We start from the raw sequence: 16,346 nt of genomic DNA on the forward strand, positions 1-16,346 counted from the left end.
GTTACTCCTGGGACCGTGCGTCGTCGTAGCGCTGGGCGACGTCGTCCCAGTCGACGACGTCCCACCACGAATCGACGTACTCGCCGCGCTCGTTCTCGTACTGGAGGTAGTAGGCGTGCTCCCAGACGTCCAGTCCGAGCAGGGGTTTCGCGCCCTGGTGGGCGAGGCGGTTCTGGCTCTCGACCTGGCCGACGATCAACTGGTCGGCGACCGGTTCGTAGAACAGCCAGGCCCAGCCGTTGCTCTCGACGGCCTCCGCCGCTGCCGAGAACTCGCTCCGGAACGCCTCGAACGAGCCGAAATCGTCCGCGATGGCGTCCGCGAGTTCGCCGCCGGGCTCGCCGCCGCCGTCGGGGCTCATGTTCTCCCAGAAGATGGCGTGGTTGACGTGTCCCGAGAGGTTAAAGGAGAGATCGCGCTTTACGTGCTTGATTCCCTCGAAATCGCCAGATTCGCGCATCTCCTCGAGCTCCTCGAGCGCGGCGTTCGCGCCGTCGACGTAGCCCTGGTGGTGTGCGGAGTGATGCAGCTCCATGATCCGGGCGTCGATCGTCGGCTCGAGCGCGTCGTAATCGTACGGAAGCTCCGGCAGTTCGTAGCTCATGTCCCACTCCTCGATTGGTCGTCCACTCACTTCACTGTGGGTGCAGGACCCTCCGCCGGCATCGGGGCGACGGGACTTTGTGTAGCGCCACGCTATCGGACGGTATGGTCGACCGACGGATGAGCCGTTTCCTGCGCTCGAAGCTCCGGGAGGCGGGCCGGCAGTACGAGGAGGCCCGCAGCTCCTACCGCGACGGCCGCGACTCCGGCCCCGAGATCGACGTCCCGCGCGACGAGTCCGGTCGTGCGCGGATCGTCTGTCGGCGCCACGCGGAGAGGCGCGCCGTCGCGCTCGACGCCGAGGACCGCCCGACCTGTTTCGAGGCGGGCCACCCCGACTGCGAGGGCTGTGTCGAGGACCTCCACGGCGGAACCATCGAGACCTGGTGACCCCTGTTCCCGATTCGGGAGGGGATCCCCTGCCGGACGAGAGATAAACCTTATGCGACGATATCGAATCGGAACGCAGTAGTTGCGAATCCCCTGAATAACAGGAACGACCTTCCAGAAATTATCCTCCCTACTCGCAGAGTCAGCTACTTTCCGCCGCTAAAATGGATAAGAAATCTTATGGCTTTTCTAATTTCCGATAAATGTCGAGAATAAATGTCGCTATCGGAGAGCTGCTGCTATCCGCTTGCAAGCACGACCGCCGTTATCCAAGTAACGTACTCAACCTCTGATCAACTATCTCCAAAAAGCGCTGAGCTGTTATCCGGGGTTTCGATCTGAACTCATCATAGATCGCTACCTGAACTAAGAAATCTACTAACAAACACATATTATAGGAAAGATTCTTGTTGGTTCTCCGGTTTCCGAACTTTTAAAAATATGTGATAGTGTTTTGTGCGAAACATATTTAGCTTGTAGAATGTATTTATACGTATGAATTGGTTCAATCCTCGCTCAAAATGGGAAGTGGCAGCGGGAATCTTTGCTGCAGTCTGGGCCATTCACACTCTGTATATTCATTGGTTCTTAGATCCTAATCTTCAAGATATACAGATCGTCCTGTGGATTAGTTTAGTGACTGCAGTTTGCCTAGGTGTTCTCATCACCTCTTTTGGTGTTGTCACTGGAAGAGTATATCAGAATACTCAACGATACCTACGGATCGGTCAAGTGCTCGGAGGGAGCGCGCTTATTATGATCGTTATTTTCGTTTCAATGGGGTTCATCACGTCCGGATGATCCAGGAAAGGGTCTACAGAGCGAATCAGTGTTCTTCTTTGCAAGTAGCTCCAACCAGAATACCGTATTCAGTATGCAGTCCTACATAGCAGATGCTTCATCTATTCTGACTATGAAATGAAGACAGTACCAACAGCTGTATACAGTGATAGAAAGTCGTGCACGTTTTCTGTCGTTCGTAACTGCAGGGCGCGGTCGTCGTTTCCTCCATCCCGAGGCGGGCCGAGAGACGCGTCTCGGCGGGTCTTCGACGGCGTAGAAGCGGTCCTCGTCATCCTCAGGCGGCGTCGTCCCGGCCGGACACCGCTTTCCGTTCGAACTGGCGTATGGCGTCGGTGAACGCCTCCGGACGATGGAGGTTGCTGATATGGCCGACGCCGTCGATCACGGCGGTGTAGGAGTCCTGACCGGCCGCGGCGTGGTCGTCCTCGCCGCGTCGCATGATCAGGTCCCGTTCCCCGTTGAGAACGAGCGTCGGTCCGGGGTAGGACGCGAGCGCGCTTCGGAAATCCGTCCCGCGGAGGTCGGGCCCGGCCTCCCCGAACTGTCTGGGGTAGATCCCGGAGTCGATGATCTCCTCTTTCGTCCCCTCGGACAGGTCACGCTTGCGGACCCAGCGCTTGCCGGCTCGCTGGACGCCGCGCTCGACGAGATCGCTTCTGGTCGCGAGACGGGAGACGCTGCCGACCGCCCGGGTGAGGAGATCCGTCCTCCCGACCGGGTTAGCGCTGGAGCCCGCGAGCACGAGCCCGTCGACCTTCTCGGGGTGGCGATTCGCGTACGCCGTCGAGACGTACCCGCCGAGCGAGAGCCCGACGAGGATCGCGTGTCCGCCGGCGGCCGACTCGACGACCTCGTCGAGCAGGTCGAGCGCCGGCTCCATGCGGAACGTTTCGTCAGCGTGCGTACCGTGGCCGGGCAGATCCAGCGCGATGACCCGGTATTCGTCCGACAGCGCGTCGAGCTGAGGGACCCACATCTTCCGGGTAAACATGGCCCCGTGGACGAACACGATCGGTTGGGCGTCCTCCGGGCCGGCCACCTCGATGCTCGATCGGTCGATTTCCTCCGTCGCTCGGCTCATGTCGTTTCGACACACGGTATGAGCCCGTTTAGCTCATTGGTACGCCGTTCCGGAACGTCGAGCGGGTCCCGGTTGGATCGGCCCCGCCTCGACACTTCTATATCGCCATTACTGGTTTATCGGGTCGGACCCGACCCCGTCCTATCGGATGGAGAATGGGGACTCAATCGAGTTCCTGGCGGCGGACGCGGACGATTCCGTCCATCGTCACGCCGACGAGTAGGTCGCGTTTGACCTCGCGACCGCTGATCGCGTCGCCCGCGGCGTCGCTGACGGACTTCATCAGCTCCGGGGCGGTCTGGTTGACCTTCACCTCGGCGTCGTCGCAGGCCGCGTAGACGCGAGAGGGGACGTCGTAGAGGTCGGTTCCCGCGGCGACCTCGATCCGAACCGGGGCGTTGAGCGCCTCGGCGAACGCGATCGTCTCGCGGGCCTTCTCGACGTTCGTTCGGGCGCTTGCCTCGATGCTCGAGACGTTCGCACGGGAGGTCCCTAAGCGCTCGGCGATGGCTGCCTGCGGGACGTCGCGCTCGCGGAGCGCCAGCACTTCTGCCTGTCGACGCGTGAGGACGTTCCGTTCGGGATCGAACCCGACCTGGTCGAGCAGGGCGTCCACGTCGTAGTCGGTCGGCTCGCTCATGGCGGGACGGCTACGCGCCCCAGAAGTTGTCGCGGCTTCCGAGCCGCTCGCGGTCCGGTTTTCTCGTCCGCTCGTCCTCTTCCTCATCCCCCTCGTCTTCGTCCCCATCGGTGTCCGCTTCGGACTCGTCCTCGTCGCTCTCGGGGTTGAGCGGGAGGCGCTCGATCTCCTCGCCCCGGGCGTGGTTCGAGCGGACCGTGGTGATCTTCACCCGGGCGCGCGCTCTGGGAAGGATCCCGTCGATCATCACGATGAACCCGTCGTCGGTCCGGCCGACGCCGGCGCCGCTCTCGTGCATGTCGTCGACCTCGACGACGACCTCCTCGCCCGGCTGGACGGGCTGCTGTTTGAGCTCACTGATCGGCTGGCCGTAGTGGTTACACCACTCGGCGCCGCCGCGGTCCCCGTAATGTTGACACCCCATCCCCGCGATGCGCTCCGAGAAGCTCGGGCACTCGTCTGCGAGCGGACAGTCCGACATACGGGAGGATAGCAAAGCAGCGGGCTAAACGCTTACGACCGACCTTTTGCGCTGCGTTCGCTCGCTGGCGCTCGCTCACTCGGCAAAAGGTCGATCAAAAGCGAGCGGACTTCCCGCTGGTCAGTCCGCTCTACCGCTCGCGCCTTCGGCGCTCGCGGAGAAACCTCTGGAGAACCGTACCGCCTACGCCAGCGGCGTTCGCTCGACCACGGTCCCGTCGTAGGTCGGGTACTGCTCGACGATCTCGCCCTCCGTCAGATCGCCCTCCTCGACCATCTCCTCGAGCAGCCACCACGCCAGTTCGACGTGCTCGGACTTCGTCCTGTAGAACTCCTCGGGCACGCCCAGGTCCCGGAGGCGCGCCTCGGGCGTCCGGGTCTTCCCGTACACCAGGGTCCCGTCGTCGGTGATCTCGTCGAACTCCCGGCGGACGTTGCGGGCCATCCGTTTCAGGCGGTTGCGGTGCTGGGCGGCGTCCTTGAAGACGCTCGTACAGAAGTAGACCTTCGGATGGTCGCCCATCTGATCGAGGATCGCCTTCGAGCCCTCGACGGCGCTCATGTGGCCGTCCTCGAGCTCGTAGCCCTCCTCCTGCATTCTCCTGTAGTTGCCGTCGCTCATCTCGAACTGGTTGATGTTACAGAAGTCGGCCGCGCCCTCGTCGAGGAACTCGAGGAACTCGGGCTCGGCGCGGATGCCGGGGATCTCGAACGCGGGAGTGAGTCCCTCCTCACGGGCGATATGCAGGATCTCCTCCCATTCGGTGCCGTGCATCTCGCCCCAGAGCTCGAGCGGCGGGTGAAAGCGGATCTCGTCGAGCCCGGCCTCGCTGAGCCGGCGCATGTTCTCGCGGCCCCCGGTGATCCCGGTGTAGAGGTGGGTGTGGTGGTCCTCGCCGAACTCCTCCTTCAGCAGGCGCAGGTACCGGCAGGTCTTCTCCATGGCCTCCTGGGGCTCGCCGCCCGTCAGCGAGGTGCCCAGCGCGTCCATCCGTTTGGCCTCCTCGATGACGTCCTCGTCGCTCTCGACGGGGCGCTCGTTGGCGTAGACCTGGGTGACGTTCTTGCGGTTCTCCCCCAAGGGACAGTAGAAGCAGTCGCGCTGGTCGCAGTAGCCGTAGACGAACAGCACCATCTTCCCCCCTTCGGCGCACTGTTCACAGCCCTTGGAGATCATTCATGGGGAGTAGCGGTCCCATCGTCAAAAGCCGACCGGTCCCGATCGGTCCCGGAAACGCTTGTGGCCTCCCGACGGGGCATATATCCCTGCCCGCCTAGCTCGCGTGTCGGCACCCCGCCGACGCGTTTCATCATGGAGGCATACGAGATCCGAGAAGTCGACGAGGAGTTCGAGGGAGTCGTTCGGACCGAGCGCGAACGCCCGACACCCGGGCCTGGCGAGGCGCTCGTCCGGATGGAGGCCGGCGCGCTCAACTACCGCGACGTCGCGATCGCGAGCACCGACTTCTCCTATCCCGGCGAGGAGCTTCCCATGATTCCTCTCTCCGACGGCGCCGGCGAGGTCGTCGAGCTGGGAGCGGGCGTCGATAGGTTCGACGAAGGCGACCGGGTCGCGACGGCGTTCTTCCCCGACTGGGTCGACGGGCCGCTGACGCCGGGGGACAACCGCCGTTCGCCGGGGGGCAACATGGACGGCACCCTCGCCGAGTACGTTTCCTACCCCGCCGAGGGGCTCGTCGAGCTGCCCGACTACCTCTCGAGCGAGGAGGCGGGCTCGCTGACCTGCGCGGCGGTCACGGCCTGGACGGCGCTGGTCGAGCACGGCGAGCTGACCGCCGGCGAGCGCGTGCTCTGTCTGGGAACGGGCGGCGTCTCGACGTTCGCCCTGCAGTTCGCCACGGCCCAGGGCGCCGAGACGATCGTGACCTCCTCGAGCGACGCGAAGCTCGAACGCGCCCGCGAGCTGGGCGCCGACCGGACCCTGAACTACGAGGAGACCCCCGACTGGGGCGAGGCGGTCCAGGAGATGACCGAGAGCGGCGTCGATCACGTGATCGAGATCGGCGGCCAGGGGACGTTGGAACGGTCGATCCGCGCGACCGGCCCGGACGGCGAGGTTCACCTCATCGGCGTGCTCACCGGGATCTCCGGCGAGGTCGATCCCGCGCCGATCCTCAACACCCCGCTGTCGGTCCGGGGCGTGAGCGTCGGCAGCCGCGGCGCCTTCGAGCGGATGCTCGCGGCCATGGAGAGCGAGGGGATCCGTCCCGAGATCGACCGGACCTTCGGCTTCGACGAGGCCCGCGAGGCCTACCGCTACGTCCGGGATGGCGCCCATCAGGGCAAGGTCGCGATCACGTTCGACTGAGGCCCGTCCCCGAAGGTCCTTATCCGCCGGTTGCGTAGCCCCACCCGATGCTGCTGGTGTTGTGTGTCGACCTCGACGACGACATCGGCCGGAAGACCGGCTTCGACACCCCGGTCGTCGGCCGCGAGGCCTGCGAGGCCGCCGCCGTCGCGCTCGCCACCGCCGACCCCGAGGACTCCGACGTCAACGTCGTCTTCCAGGGCGTTCACCTCTACGACGAGCTGGCGAGCGAGGGCGAGGCCGTCGAGGTCGCGGCCATCACCGGCAACGCGAAGGCCGACGTCAGCGCCAACCGCGAGGTCGGCGACGAGCTCGACCGCGTGCTCGCGGGCCTGGCGACCGGCGAGTCCGTCTCCGCGATCATCGTCACCGACGGCGCCCAGGACGAGAGCGTCATCCCCGTGATCCGCTCGCGGGTGCCGGTCGACGGCGTCCGCCGGGTCGTCGTCCGCCAGGCCCAGGACCTCGAGTCGATGTACTACACGATCAAGCAGGTGCTGAACGACCCCGAAACCAGGGGAACGATCCTCATTCCTCTCGGGATCCTCCTGCTGATCTACCCGCTCGTGGCCGTCGCCGACCTGCTGGGGCTGCCGGGGAGCATCCTCGGGGTGCTCTCGGCGATGCTCGGGCTCTACGTCCTGTTTCGGGGACTTGGCCTCGAGGAGACCGTCGACGAGCTCGCCGAGCGCGGTCGCCGGCTGCTCTATACGGGTCGGGTGACGCTGATCACGTACGTCGTCGCCGCGGCCCTGCTCTTCATCGGCGGCGTCGACGGGCTCGAATCGCTCGAGGCGGCCCGCGCGGAGATGTCGATGGGGGCGATCGAGGTGATCGCCGCGCTGGTCTACGGCGCGATCCAGTGGTTCGCCGCCGCCGGTATCACCTCCAGCCTCGGCCAGATCACCGACGAGTACCTCGCGGATCGCTTCGAGTGGCGCTACCTCAACGCGCCCTTTTACGTGATCTCGATCGCGGTCGTGCTGTATGCCGTCAGCGCGTTCGTGCTCGACTACCAGGACCTCCCCTACGTGGCGATCGCGCTCACGATCGGGACCCTACTGGGGCTGGCGAGCACGCTGACCTTCGCCATCGCGGAGTCGAGAATGGAACGCCGGGCCGAGCCGACCTGAGCCGTCAGGCGCGGAGGCGCAGGCGCTTCGGTCGGCGGAACCAGGCGCTGGCCGCGCGGACCCACGCGGACCACGCCCGCACCAACGGGGCTCGATCGTGGTCGTGCTCGTGCTCGTGTCCGGACTCTCGCTTGCGCTCGGTGAGCAGCGCCTCGCAGTCGGGACAGCGGTACTCGATGCTGCTCGTGTGCTCGCGGACGACCCAGTCCCCGTCGATCGGGCTCTGGTGGTCACAGGCCGGACAGAACAGCGTCGTCTTCCTGTCGGGTGGGCTATCGGGATCGATCGCGTGAACGGATCGCGTCATTGGATGGATGAAGGGGAACGACGGGTAAAAGTCCGTTGGCCCACCGGAAAAACTGGGCTATTGTTCACGAATAACGACGAACTCCGCGAGGTCGCGGAGGTACTCGTAGGCCTGTTCGTCGGCGACCTCGATCCGCGAGAGCGCCTCGAGTGCGGCCTCGGACTGGTCGTGGGCACGCTCGTTGGCCTCCTCGGGGTCGAGGTCCGTGACCCGCAGCAGCGAGGGGCGATCCATCTCGTCGTCCTGGCCCGTAGGCTTGCCCAGCTCCTCGGGGTCGGCCGTCTCGTCGAGCACGTCGTCGCGGATCTGGAAGGCGACCCCCACGCGCTCGGCGTACTCGCCGACGGCCTCGACGGTCACGCCGTCGGCGCCGGCGCCGATCGCGCCCAGCTCGGCGGCCGCCCGGAACAGCGCGCCGGTCTTCCGCCGGGCGAGCTCCATGTACTCCTCCTCGCTCCCCGGTCGGTCGGCGAGCTCGGTCGCCTCGCCCTCGCCGAGCTCGACCATCGCCTCGGTGACCGCCTGCATCGCGCGCGGATCGGCCGAGAACAGCGCGAACGCCTCGCCCAGCTGGGCGTCGCTGCCGATGATCGCCGGGCCGTAGCCGTACTTCGCCCAGGCGCTCTCGACGCCCCGTCGAACGTCCGACCGGTCGATGATGTCGTCGATCACCAGCGAGGCGTTGTGCACCAGCTCGACGCCCACCCCGAAGTCGACGGCGTCGCTCGGCTCGCCGCCGACCGCCTCGCAGACGAGGACGGTGACCGTCGGGCGGACCCGCTTGCCGCCCGACAGGGCCGTATGGCCCACCTCGTCGGCCAGCCCGTCGGGCTCGACCCCGCCGACGACGGCCTCCAGGCGCTCGTCGACGAGCGCCCGCCGACGTTCGAGATACTCCATTACCGGGTCTTCAGGGGGCTCGAGGCAAGTAGATGACGGATCGGGGACGCCGACACCGGAGTTAACCGAGCCGCTTCCGTAGGGGGCGTATGGAGTTCTCGATCCCCCTCGCCTTCGAGTGGCGCCACCTGCTGTTCGCCAACTGGCCGATCGACCCCGACCGGCTCGACGCCCACCTCCCCGACGCGCTGTCGGTCCAGACCTACGACGGGGCGGGCTGGCTGACGGTCGTCCCGTTCGTCAACGTCGACACCCGCCCCCGGGGGCTTCCCGAACGGGTCGGGATCGACCTCCCCGAGCTCAACCTGCGGACCTACGTCACCCACGAGGGCGAGCCGGGGGTCTACTTCTTCAGCCTCGACGCGCCGAGCGTCGCGGCCGTCCTCGGTGCGCGCCTGCTGCATCGCCTCCCCTACTACTACGCTCGGATGAACTGTCGGTGGACGGGCGACGAAATGGCCTTCTCGAACCGGCGACTGCATCCCGGCGACCGCCCGGCCCACTTCGAGGCGAGCTACGGCCCCGACGGCGAGCCCTTCACGCCCGAACCCGGGGGCCGCGCCGCGTTCCTGACCGAACGCCGCCGGCTCTACACGGAGGGGATGGACGGCGCGGTTCGCCATACGGACGTCGCCCACGAACCGTGGACGCTCTATCCGGCGACGATGGGGGTCGCGGAGAACACGCTGTTCGAGGCCAACGGGTTCGACCACCCCGAGGCCGATCCGGTCTGTTACTACAGCCCCGGCGTCGACGTCGTGACGACCCGGAGCAAACGACGGGACCGAAACGGCGGCCTCACGGACCGGCTGGCCGCGGTCCGCGACCGGTTCGACGGCTGAGGGGATCTGGATCCCCCGTTCCAACCCCGTCACCCGTGCCCGTCTCGTCGTCCTGACCCGTCGTTCCGCCCTCCCCCTCAGTCCGTTTCCACGGTCGTCAGCACCTTATCGCCGTATTCCGCGGCGCTGATCTCGCCCGTGGTATACTCTTCGGCCCACGTCCCCTCGATCTCGTAGGAGCCGAACGGTACGTCGGCCGGGTCGAGGATGTTCGCTTCCAGCAGCTCCGAGTCGTGGCTCGCCTCGAGGAGCGCGGCGTACGCCCCCGCGACGATCCCGATCGTCTGTACCGTTCCCTCTTCGACCTGCTCCTCGATGACGTACTCGAGCTCGACGATCGGCACCTCGACGGGCCCTTCCTCGACGTCCCCCTCGTCGATGACCTCCTCCTCGGGCTCCTCGTCGACCTCCTCGAGTGGCGCCTCGATGATGCTTTCCGTTTCAAGCACCTCCTCGACGAGAAGCCCCTGATCCACCAGATACCTCTCGAACGACTTGACGTCCTCGATCTCGGCGTCCGCCGCCTCGATACCCTCCACGATGATAGCATGCGTCCGGTCGACCGGGAGATCGGCCTCTTCCGGGCTGAGCGGGGAGTCCTCGATGAACGGCGGTTCGGCCTCTGCGTCCTCGAGCGCCTCCTCGGTACAGCCGCTTAGCGCGAGGAGTCCTCCGAGGGCGAGACCCGCCTGTTTCAACGCGTCGCGTCGATCCATACCCGATATTGGGCCCTTCTTTGGGAAAGGTGAGAGCCTTCATGCGCAAGCTATGGACACTAAACGGTCCGTCCAAAACTGCTCGCATGGTTCTGGAAATCTTCGAACTATACGATCTCGTTCTGCTACTCGTGGGTCTCGCGCTGCTCGGCGTCGCGCTCCTGCCGCGAGTCATTTCCGAGCGGCCGATCTCGGCGCCGGTTCTCTTCCTCCTCTTCGGCCTCGTCGTCTTCTCACTTCCGCTCGGTCTGCCTGAGCTCCATCCGATCGAACAGGGCCACTTCGTCGAACGACTTACCGAGCTCGGCGTGATCATCGCGCTGATGACCGCGGGGCTGAAGATCGACCGTCCGCCGAGTCTGCGCGGTTGGATGTCGACCTGGCGGCTGCTCGCCATCACGATGCCGGTGACGATCGGGCTCGTGGCGCTGGTCGGCTGGTGGGGGATCGGTCTCGCCATCCCGACGGCGATGCTGCTCGGGGCAGTGATGGCGCCGACCGATCCCGTCCTCGCCAGCGAGGTACAGGTCGAAGGGCCCGAGGGGAGTACCGAGGAGGAAGGAAAAGAGGACGCCGCCGGCGGCGAGGACGAGGTTCGATTCGCGCTCACCTCCGAGGCGGGACTCAACGACGGTTTCGCGTTTCCCTTCACGAACCTGGCGATTCTGATGGCGCTCGTCGGGGCTGCCCCCGGAAACTGGATCGGCGAATGGCTGCTGGTCGACGTGCTGTTTCGGGTGGGCATCGCGATCGTCGGCGCGATCGGCCTCGGCTGGCTGCTCGCCAGACTCGTCTTCGCGCTGCCGGTCGACGCGCCCATGGCGAAGTCGATGCTTGGGCTTGAGTCACTGGCGGTCATGTTCATCGTCTACGGCGCCATCGAGTTCGCCGGCGGCTACGGCTTCATCGGGGTGTTCATCGCCGCGGTGACTTTCCGGGACTACGAACGCCGCCATGAATTCCACGAACCGCTCCACGACATCGCAGAACAGAGCGAGCAGCTGCTGATGGCGACGATCATGATCCTTTTCGGGGGATTGATCGCGAGCGGCCTGTTCGCACCTCTCACATGGCAGGCCATCGTCGTCGCCGTCGTGATCGTGTTCGTCATCAGGCCGGTCGCCGGGATCGTCGCGTTGCTCGGGTTTGAGCGAAAGTGGACCGATCGATTGGCGATCTCTTTCTTCGGCGTTCGGGGGATCGGCACGTTCTACTACCTCGCACACGGGCTGAACTCGGCGCCCTTCAACGAGCCGTATCTCATCTGGGCGATCGCCGGCTTGGCCATCCTCGTCTCGGTCGTGGTTCATGGGCTGAGTGCGACCCCGATCGTCGAACATCGGCTAGGCGAGGGGAGTCCCAGCTAGAACCGCCCCGCCATCCTTCGGGGTGTGCCGATCGCTGAAGTCGTGTCCGTTCAGTCGATTCGGTACGGCGTCACCTACTTCTATACCGCCTCCCGGTCTACGTCGGAGGCGATGACACGCGAACGCATCGAGAACCCGGTGACGGGCGAGCGGATCGAGTTCCGTCGGGGGACCGACGCGAACGACTCGCCGATTCGGTTCGACTACTACCTCGAACCCGGCGGGTTCGCGACGGGCCGGATCGACCACGTCCACCCCCGCCAGGAGGAACGCTTCGAGGTCCGGTCGGGGCGCCTCGGCGTCCGCATCGCGGGCGACGAGTGGACGGCGACGCCGGGAACGCGGTTCTCGGTCCTCCCCGAGACCCCTCACACCGTCTGGAACGACGGCGACGACGAGGTGCATGCCGTGATCGAGATCCGCCCGGGATCCGACATCGGGGCGTTCTTCGAGACCGTCTTCGCGCTCGCGCGGGAGGGGAAGACGAACCGGTGGGGGATTCCGGGGCCGCTCGGACTGGCGGTGCTCGTCGACGAGTTCCACGAGGACATCTACTTCGACGCCGTCCCGTTTCCGATCCAGCGGGCGTTCGCGGGCGTCGTCGCCCCGGTCGGCCGGCTCGCCGGCTACCGGGCGAGCGATCCTCGCCGTAGCGAACCGGAACCGTAGGCACGGGCTCCGATGGGGGAGGAATCGACCGATCGGGACCGTCCCGGTGCGTCAGCGGCCCCCTCCGTGACCGTCTTCTCTACCGATCGGACGACCACGTCGATCCGCCCTTCATCCCCTGAGAAACGTTAGCATCCGATTCTCGAAGCTCGGCTTGTGGGTGTAGAAGACGCCGTGTTTCGCGCCCTCGATCACCGCCAGTTCGGCGCCGGGGATCGCCTCGGCGGTCTCCTCGAGGATCGCGGGCGGGAAGAAGCGATCCCGCTCGCCGCCGATCACCAGGGTTCGCGCGTCGATCCTCCCGATGCTCCTTCGTCCATCGTAGTCCAGCACCGCCTCGGTGGAGATCCAGGCGTCCGACGGGACCGCCGGCTTCGGGAGCGTGAACCGCCCGACCGACGCGGTCAGCGGCGGGTAGACGTACCGCCGCCAGTCGGGGAACATCTCCGAGGCGACCATCGCGCGGATCGACTGCCAGTCGTGGTCGTAGGCCCGCCGGCGCATCCGGTCGGTGAGCTCGCGGCCCTCCGCCGAGAGCCGGGTACCCGTGACCGAGAGGACGAGCTCCTCGACGCACTCTGGGTGTTCGACCGCGAGCTGCTGGGCGATGCAGCCCCCCATCGAGAGCCCCCAGACGGTCGCAGAGCCGAACTCCTCGCCGATCGCTCGGGCATAGTCGTCGGCCATGTCGCGGATCGTCTTGCCCGCCTCGAGCCCGCGCGGGCGGCTGATCACGTAGACGGTGTACTCGTCGGCGAACCGGTGGTAGTACCGACGGAAGAGATGGGCGGCGATCCGTGGGTAGTTCCCGTCGAACAACGGGTCGGTCACGCCCGGAACGAACACGAGGGTCCGCGGGCCGTCGCCCACCCGGACGTACGGGAACTCCTCGAGAAGCTGTCCTGTCTCTCCAGGAATCATTATGCGTACCGAGACGGGTGATCGACAAAAACCTACCGTCGAACCGACCCCGTCCCGGGGATCCCCGGCTTCCAAAACGGGCTCGGGCCGGGACCGTCGCCACCTCCTCGATCGTCGCGTTCGCACCCAGTAGCCCGCGCCCGAGCAGGACCCCGGCGACACAGGGCGGGCTTATTCGAACTCGGCGATCAGCGCCGGCACCACGTCGAAGAGGTCGTCGACGATCCCGTAGTCCGCGATGTCGAAGATCGGCGCGTTCGGGTCGGTGTTGATCGCGACGATCGTCTCCGAGCCCTTCATCCCGGCGACGTGCTGGACGGCGCCCGAGATCCCGATCGCGATGTAGACCTCGGGGGTGACGGTCTTGCCCGACTGGCCGACCTGCCTGTTGGGGGGGAGCCACTCGTTGTCGACGATCGGTCGGGAGGCCGACAGCGTCGCGTCGAGCGCGTCCGCGAGCTCCTCGATCAGCTCGATGTTCTCCTCCTCCTCGATGCCCCGGCCGACCGAGACGAGCACCTCGGCGTCCGCGATGTCGACGTCGCCGCCGGCGACCTCCTCGAAGCCCGCGACCGACGTCCGGACGGCCGACTCGTCGACCTCGAACTCGAACTCCCGGATCTCGGCGTCGCCGTTGCCGCTCGCTCCGGGCCACTCGCCGCCGCGGATCATGGCCGCTACCCGGTCGCCGCCGACCTCGACGGTCGTCTCGACCTTCGAACCGTACATCTCGCGGGTCGCGACGAGCCCGTCGTCGAAGGAGGCGTCGACCACGTCGGTCACCAGCGGCCGCCCCAGCCTGTTCGCGACCGCGGGCCCGTAGTCGAGCCCGTTGACCGAGTTGGGCATCAGCAGCACCGTCGGGTCGAGCTCCTCGATGAGCGCCTCAACGGCCTGTACGTAGACGCCGTGGTTGAACTCCTCGCCGTCGGACACCGTGTGGACGACGTCGACGCCCTCCCGGTCGAGCCGGCGGGCGAACTCCTCGACCTGCCCGCTGACGACCGCGACGTGGAGCTCGCCGCCGAGGTCGTCGGCGAGCCCGCGGCCGGCGCTGATCAGCTCGTAGCTCACGTCCCGGAGCTCGCCGCGACGGTGCTCGGCGATCGCGAGGACGTCCGTCATCGGCTCTCACCGTCCGTGAGAATGATGCAGTCGGTGCGCGCCGGGCGTGCACCGTCGGTCATTGTGCGCCCACCCCCTTTTCGCGCAGCACGCTCGCGAGCTGGACGGCGGTGTCCCCGGCGTCGCCCTCGAAGATCGTCGCGTCGCTCTCGACCTCGGGCTCGTACATCCCGGTCACCGTGAGGTCGCTCGCCACCGCCTCGATCCCCAGCTCCGCGAGCCCCTTCACGGCGATCTCCTTGCTCTGGGCCTGGCGGATCCCCCGCAGGCTCGCGTAGCGGGGCTCGTTGATCCCGGTCTGGATGGTGAGGACCGCGGGCGTCTCGACGTCGGTCAGCTCCTCGACGCCGCCCTCGAGCTCGCGGTGGACGTGTGCGGTCCCGTCCTCGAGCTCCAGATCGTTGACCACGGCGGCCCACGGGTAGTCGATCGCAGCGGCCAGCGAGACGCCCGTCGCGCCGAACATGGCGTCGCCGGTCTGGACGCCCGAGAGGATCAGATCGGGCTCCTCCTCCTCGACGACCGCCCGCAGGATCCCCGTCTTCGCGGCCACGTCGAGCAGCCCGTCGATCGAGTCGTCCCAGACACGGATCGCGCGGTCGGCCCCCTTCGCCAGCGCCATCCGGATCGTCTCCTCGCTTCGCTCGGGCCCGATCGTCACCGCGACGACCTCGTCGGCGAGCCCCTCCTCGCTCAGCTGGACGGCCTCCTCGATCGCGTAGTCGTCCCACTCGTTCAGATCGTATTCGAGGTATCGCTCGTCGATGGCCGTACCGTCGATCTCGAAGTCGTCCCCGACGGTCGCCACCTCCGCGACGGTCACGAGAACCTTCATGGTCGATGGTTCCGACCCCGAACTCCTAAACGTTTCCTAGCCCTCCCGGTCGGCGAGAGTAATGAGGTTCTCCCGGCCGATCCGCAGCTTCTCGATCTCGCCCTCCTCCTCCATCGCCGAGAGCAATTGGGAGACCTTCGCGTTCGACCAGTCGGTCTCGACGACGATCGACGCCTGCTTCATCCGGCCGTCGTTGGCCGCGAGCAGCCGGAGGACCCGCTCCTCGTCCGAGAGGAGGTCCTCGTCGACGTCGGCCAACGGGTCGGGATCGGGCTCAGGCTCGATCGCCGGCTCCCGATCGGGGTCGGGTTCGGGATCGTGCGTCGCCGAGCCATCGTCCGTCCGGGCAGCGGGGGTGAGCAGCGCCATCCACCCGCGGCCCCCGCCGGTCGGCGCCGGCACGAACGACTCGTCGCCCTCGCGCCGCGAGAGCACGTAGACCAACAGGACGATCGTCGCGACCAGCCCGAGCCCGAGCCCGACGGTCAGCAGCGAGAACCCGTCCTCCGACGGTTCGCTCCGGACGAGCGTCGCCTCGAACTCGCCGGGATCGAAGCTCTGGGGGCCCTCCCAGACGAGCGTTCCGTCGTCGATCGACGCCTCGTCGGCGCTGTCGATGGCGTACCCCTCCGGCGTGTGGATGACGAGCCGCTGGTCGTCCGACAGCGCGGGTAGCCACGTCTCGCCGTCGATCACGAAGGCGTCGCCGACCTCGACCCGCTCGTCGGTGGCGTCGGCGAACCCGTTCCAGACGAAGTTCAGCCGGAGCGTCCCCGTGTTCGAGGTCGCCTCGGTCTCCCGCTCGACGTCCTCGATCGTCATCTCGCGGTCGGTCTCCTCGCTCGCCCCGGCCGCGACCCGCTCGTAGGTCTCCGCCGAGAGCTCGCCGTCGGCCTCGCCGTCCTCGAAGTCCTCGGCGAGGCGGTCGAACGCCTCCTCGTCCTCGGCGGTCTCCAGCCCGAACTGTTTGTAGACCGAAACGTCCGCGTGGCCGTCCTCGTCGAGCCAGATCTCGATCGTCTGGGAGCCGTTCTCGACCTCGGACTCGACGCCGTTCGACTGGCCCGCCGCCGACTCCGCACCGAACGCGAGGCCTCCGATGGCGACCACCAGACAGAGACCGAGGACGACGACGGCGGACATCCGCATGCAGTAGCCTGGTAGCCGGGGGGAGAAAATGCTTTCCATGCTAAATGAAACAGCG

Annotated in this window: 19 protein-coding genes; 7 read left to right on the forward strand and 12 right to left on the reverse strand. The window is 66.6% G+C overall.

Features of this window, described 5'->3' with window-relative positions; all coding sequences use genetic code 11:
* Nucleotide 1: 1 nt before the first annotated feature.
* On the reverse strand, nucleotides 2–604 hold the full coding sequence (locus tag WOA58_RS10400) for a superoxide dismutase (protein ID WP_340604126.1): 603 nt from the start codon (nucleotides 602–604) through the stop codon (nucleotides 2–4).
* 104 nt (nucleotides 605–708) lie between these two features.
* Here WOA58_RS10400 and WOA58_RS10405 point away from each other — a divergent pair, with 104 nt between their 5' ends.
* Nucleotides 709–993: a DUF7091 family protein gene (locus WOA58_RS10405; protein ID WP_340604127.1), complete on the forward strand. Its 285-nt coding sequence runs from the start codon at nucleotides 709–711 to the stop codon at nucleotides 991–993.
* A 495-nt stretch (nucleotides 994–1,488) separates the two neighbouring features.
* On the forward strand, nucleotides 1,489–1,794 hold the full coding sequence (locus WOA58_RS10410; RefSeq protein ID WP_340604128.1) for a hypothetical protein: 306 nt from the start codon (nucleotides 1,489–1,491) through the stop codon (nucleotides 1,792–1,794).
* Between the two features lie 277 nt (nucleotides 1,795–2,071).
* On the opposite strand, the gene WOA58_RS10415 is transcribed toward WOA58_RS10410, so the two are convergent.
* The 4 genes from WOA58_RS10415 to WOA58_RS10430 all read right to left on the reverse strand — a co-directional run bounded on the left by WOA58_RS10415 (nucleotide 2,072) and on the right by WOA58_RS10430 (nucleotide 5,175).
* Complete coding sequence (locus WOA58_RS10415) at nucleotides 2,072–2,878, reverse strand: alpha/beta fold hydrolase (protein WP_340604129.1); 807 nt, start codon at nucleotides 2,876–2,878, stop codon at nucleotides 2,072–2,074.
* 163 nt (nucleotides 2,879–3,041) lie between these two features.
* Nucleotides 3,042–3,518: a Tfx family DNA-binding protein gene (locus WOA58_RS10420; protein ID WP_340604130.1), complete on the reverse strand. Its 477-nt coding sequence runs from the start codon at nucleotides 3,516–3,518 to the stop codon at nucleotides 3,042–3,044.
* Nucleotides 3,519–3,528: 10 nt separating this feature from the next.
* Nucleotides 3,529–3,999, reverse strand: a complete 471-nt coding sequence (locus WOA58_RS10425; RefSeq protein WP_340604131.1) for a TRAM domain-containing protein — start codon at nucleotides 3,997–3,999, stop codon at nucleotides 3,529–3,531.
* A gap of 183 nt (nucleotides 4,000–4,182) precedes the next feature.
* Nucleotides 4,183–5,175: a radical SAM protein gene (locus WOA58_RS10430; protein ID WP_340604132.1), complete on the reverse strand. Its 993-nt coding sequence runs from the start codon at nucleotides 5,173–5,175 to the stop codon at nucleotides 4,183–4,185.
* Between the two features lie 135 nt (nucleotides 5,176–5,310).
* Between WOA58_RS10430 and WOA58_RS10435 the strand changes: the two genes are divergently transcribed.
* Nucleotides 5,311–6,327, forward strand: coding sequence for a zinc-dependent alcohol dehydrogenase family protein (locus WOA58_RS10435; RefSeq protein ID WP_340604133.1), 1,017 nt, complete (start codon nucleotides 5,311–5,313; stop codon nucleotides 6,325–6,327).
* A 47-nt stretch (nucleotides 6,328–6,374) separates the two neighbouring features.
* Nucleotides 6,375–7,460 (forward strand): DUF373 family protein, encoded by a 1,086-nt coding sequence (locus WOA58_RS10440; protein WP_340604134.1) that lies wholly within the window; start codon nucleotides 6,375–6,377, stop codon nucleotides 7,458–7,460.
* A gap of 4 nt (nucleotides 7,461–7,464) precedes the next feature.
* On the opposite strand, the gene WOA58_RS10445 is transcribed toward WOA58_RS10440, so the two are convergent.
* Together WOA58_RS10445 and WOA58_RS10450 are read right to left on the reverse strand one after the other, a co-directional pair.
* The gene (locus tag WOA58_RS10445) at nucleotides 7,465–7,767 is read right to left on the reverse strand and encodes a hypothetical protein (protein ID WP_340604135.1); all 303 of its coding nucleotides are present in this window, start codon (nucleotides 7,765–7,767) and stop codon (nucleotides 7,465–7,467) included.
* Nucleotides 7,768–7,824: 57 nt separating this feature from the next.
* Nucleotides 7,825–8,667 (reverse strand): polyprenyl synthetase family protein, encoded by an 843-nt coding sequence (locus tag WOA58_RS10450; protein WP_340604136.1) that lies wholly within the window; start codon nucleotides 8,665–8,667, stop codon nucleotides 7,825–7,827.
* Between the two features lie 89 nt (nucleotides 8,668–8,756).
* On the opposite strand from WOA58_RS10450, the gene WOA58_RS10455 reads away from it, so the two are divergent.
* On the forward strand, nucleotides 8,757–9,509 hold the full coding sequence (locus WOA58_RS10455) for a YqjF family protein (protein WP_340604137.1): 753 nt from the start codon (nucleotides 8,757–8,759) through the stop codon (nucleotides 9,507–9,509).
* A 77-nt stretch (nucleotides 9,510–9,586) separates the two neighbouring features.
* Here the strand turns inward: WOA58_RS10455 and WOA58_RS10460 are convergent, their stop codons facing one another.
* Complete coding sequence (locus WOA58_RS10460) at nucleotides 9,587–10,225, reverse strand: hypothetical protein (RefSeq protein ID WP_340604138.1); 639 nt, start codon at nucleotides 10,223–10,225, stop codon at nucleotides 9,587–9,589.
* Nucleotides 10,226–10,311: 86 nt separating this feature from the next.
* Here WOA58_RS10460 and WOA58_RS10465 point away from each other — a divergent pair, with 86 nt between their 5' ends.
* Both WOA58_RS10465 and WOA58_RS10470 read left to right on the forward strand, forming a co-directional pair.
* Nucleotides 10,312–11,592, forward strand: a complete 1,281-nt coding sequence (locus WOA58_RS10465) for a cation:proton antiporter (RefSeq protein ID WP_340604139.1) — start codon at nucleotides 10,312–10,314, stop codon at nucleotides 11,590–11,592.
* 111 nt (nucleotides 11,593–11,703) lie between these two features.
* Nucleotides 11,704–12,261, forward strand: a complete 558-nt coding sequence (locus WOA58_RS10470; RefSeq protein ID WP_340604140.1) for a cupin domain-containing protein — start codon at nucleotides 11,704–11,706, stop codon at nucleotides 12,259–12,261.
* A gap of 111 nt (nucleotides 12,262–12,372) precedes the next feature.
* On the opposite strand, the gene WOA58_RS10475 is transcribed toward WOA58_RS10470, so the two are convergent.
* The 4 genes from WOA58_RS10475 to WOA58_RS10490 form a co-directional block, all read right to left on the reverse strand.
* A complete protein-coding gene (locus WOA58_RS10475; protein WP_340604141.1) occupies nucleotides 12,373–13,182 on the reverse strand; it encodes an alpha/beta fold hydrolase in 810 nt (269 codons plus the stop codon).
* 171 nt (nucleotides 13,183–13,353) lie between these two features.
* A complete protein-coding gene (locus WOA58_RS10480; protein ID WP_340604142.1) occupies nucleotides 13,354–14,307 on the reverse strand; it encodes an electron transfer flavoprotein subunit alpha/FixB family protein in 954 nt (317 codons plus the stop codon).
* Between the two features lie 58 nt (nucleotides 14,308–14,365).
* Nucleotides 14,366–15,142: an electron transfer flavoprotein subunit beta/FixA family protein gene (locus WOA58_RS10485; RefSeq protein WP_340604143.1), complete on the reverse strand. Its 777-nt coding sequence runs from the start codon at nucleotides 15,140–15,142 to the stop codon at nucleotides 14,366–14,368.
* A 36-nt stretch (nucleotides 15,143–15,178) separates the two neighbouring features.
* Complete coding sequence (locus WOA58_RS10490) at nucleotides 15,179–16,291, reverse strand: DUF7345 domain-containing protein (protein ID WP_340604144.1); 1,113 nt, start codon at nucleotides 16,289–16,291, stop codon at nucleotides 15,179–15,181.
* Nucleotides 16,292–16,346 lie beyond the last annotated feature (55 nt).

This window comes from Halalkalicoccus tibetensis, assembly GCF_037996645.1.
Classification (GTDB): Archaea; Halobacteriota; Halobacteria; order Halobacteriales; family Halalkalicoccaceae; genus Halalkalicoccus; species Halalkalicoccus tibetensis.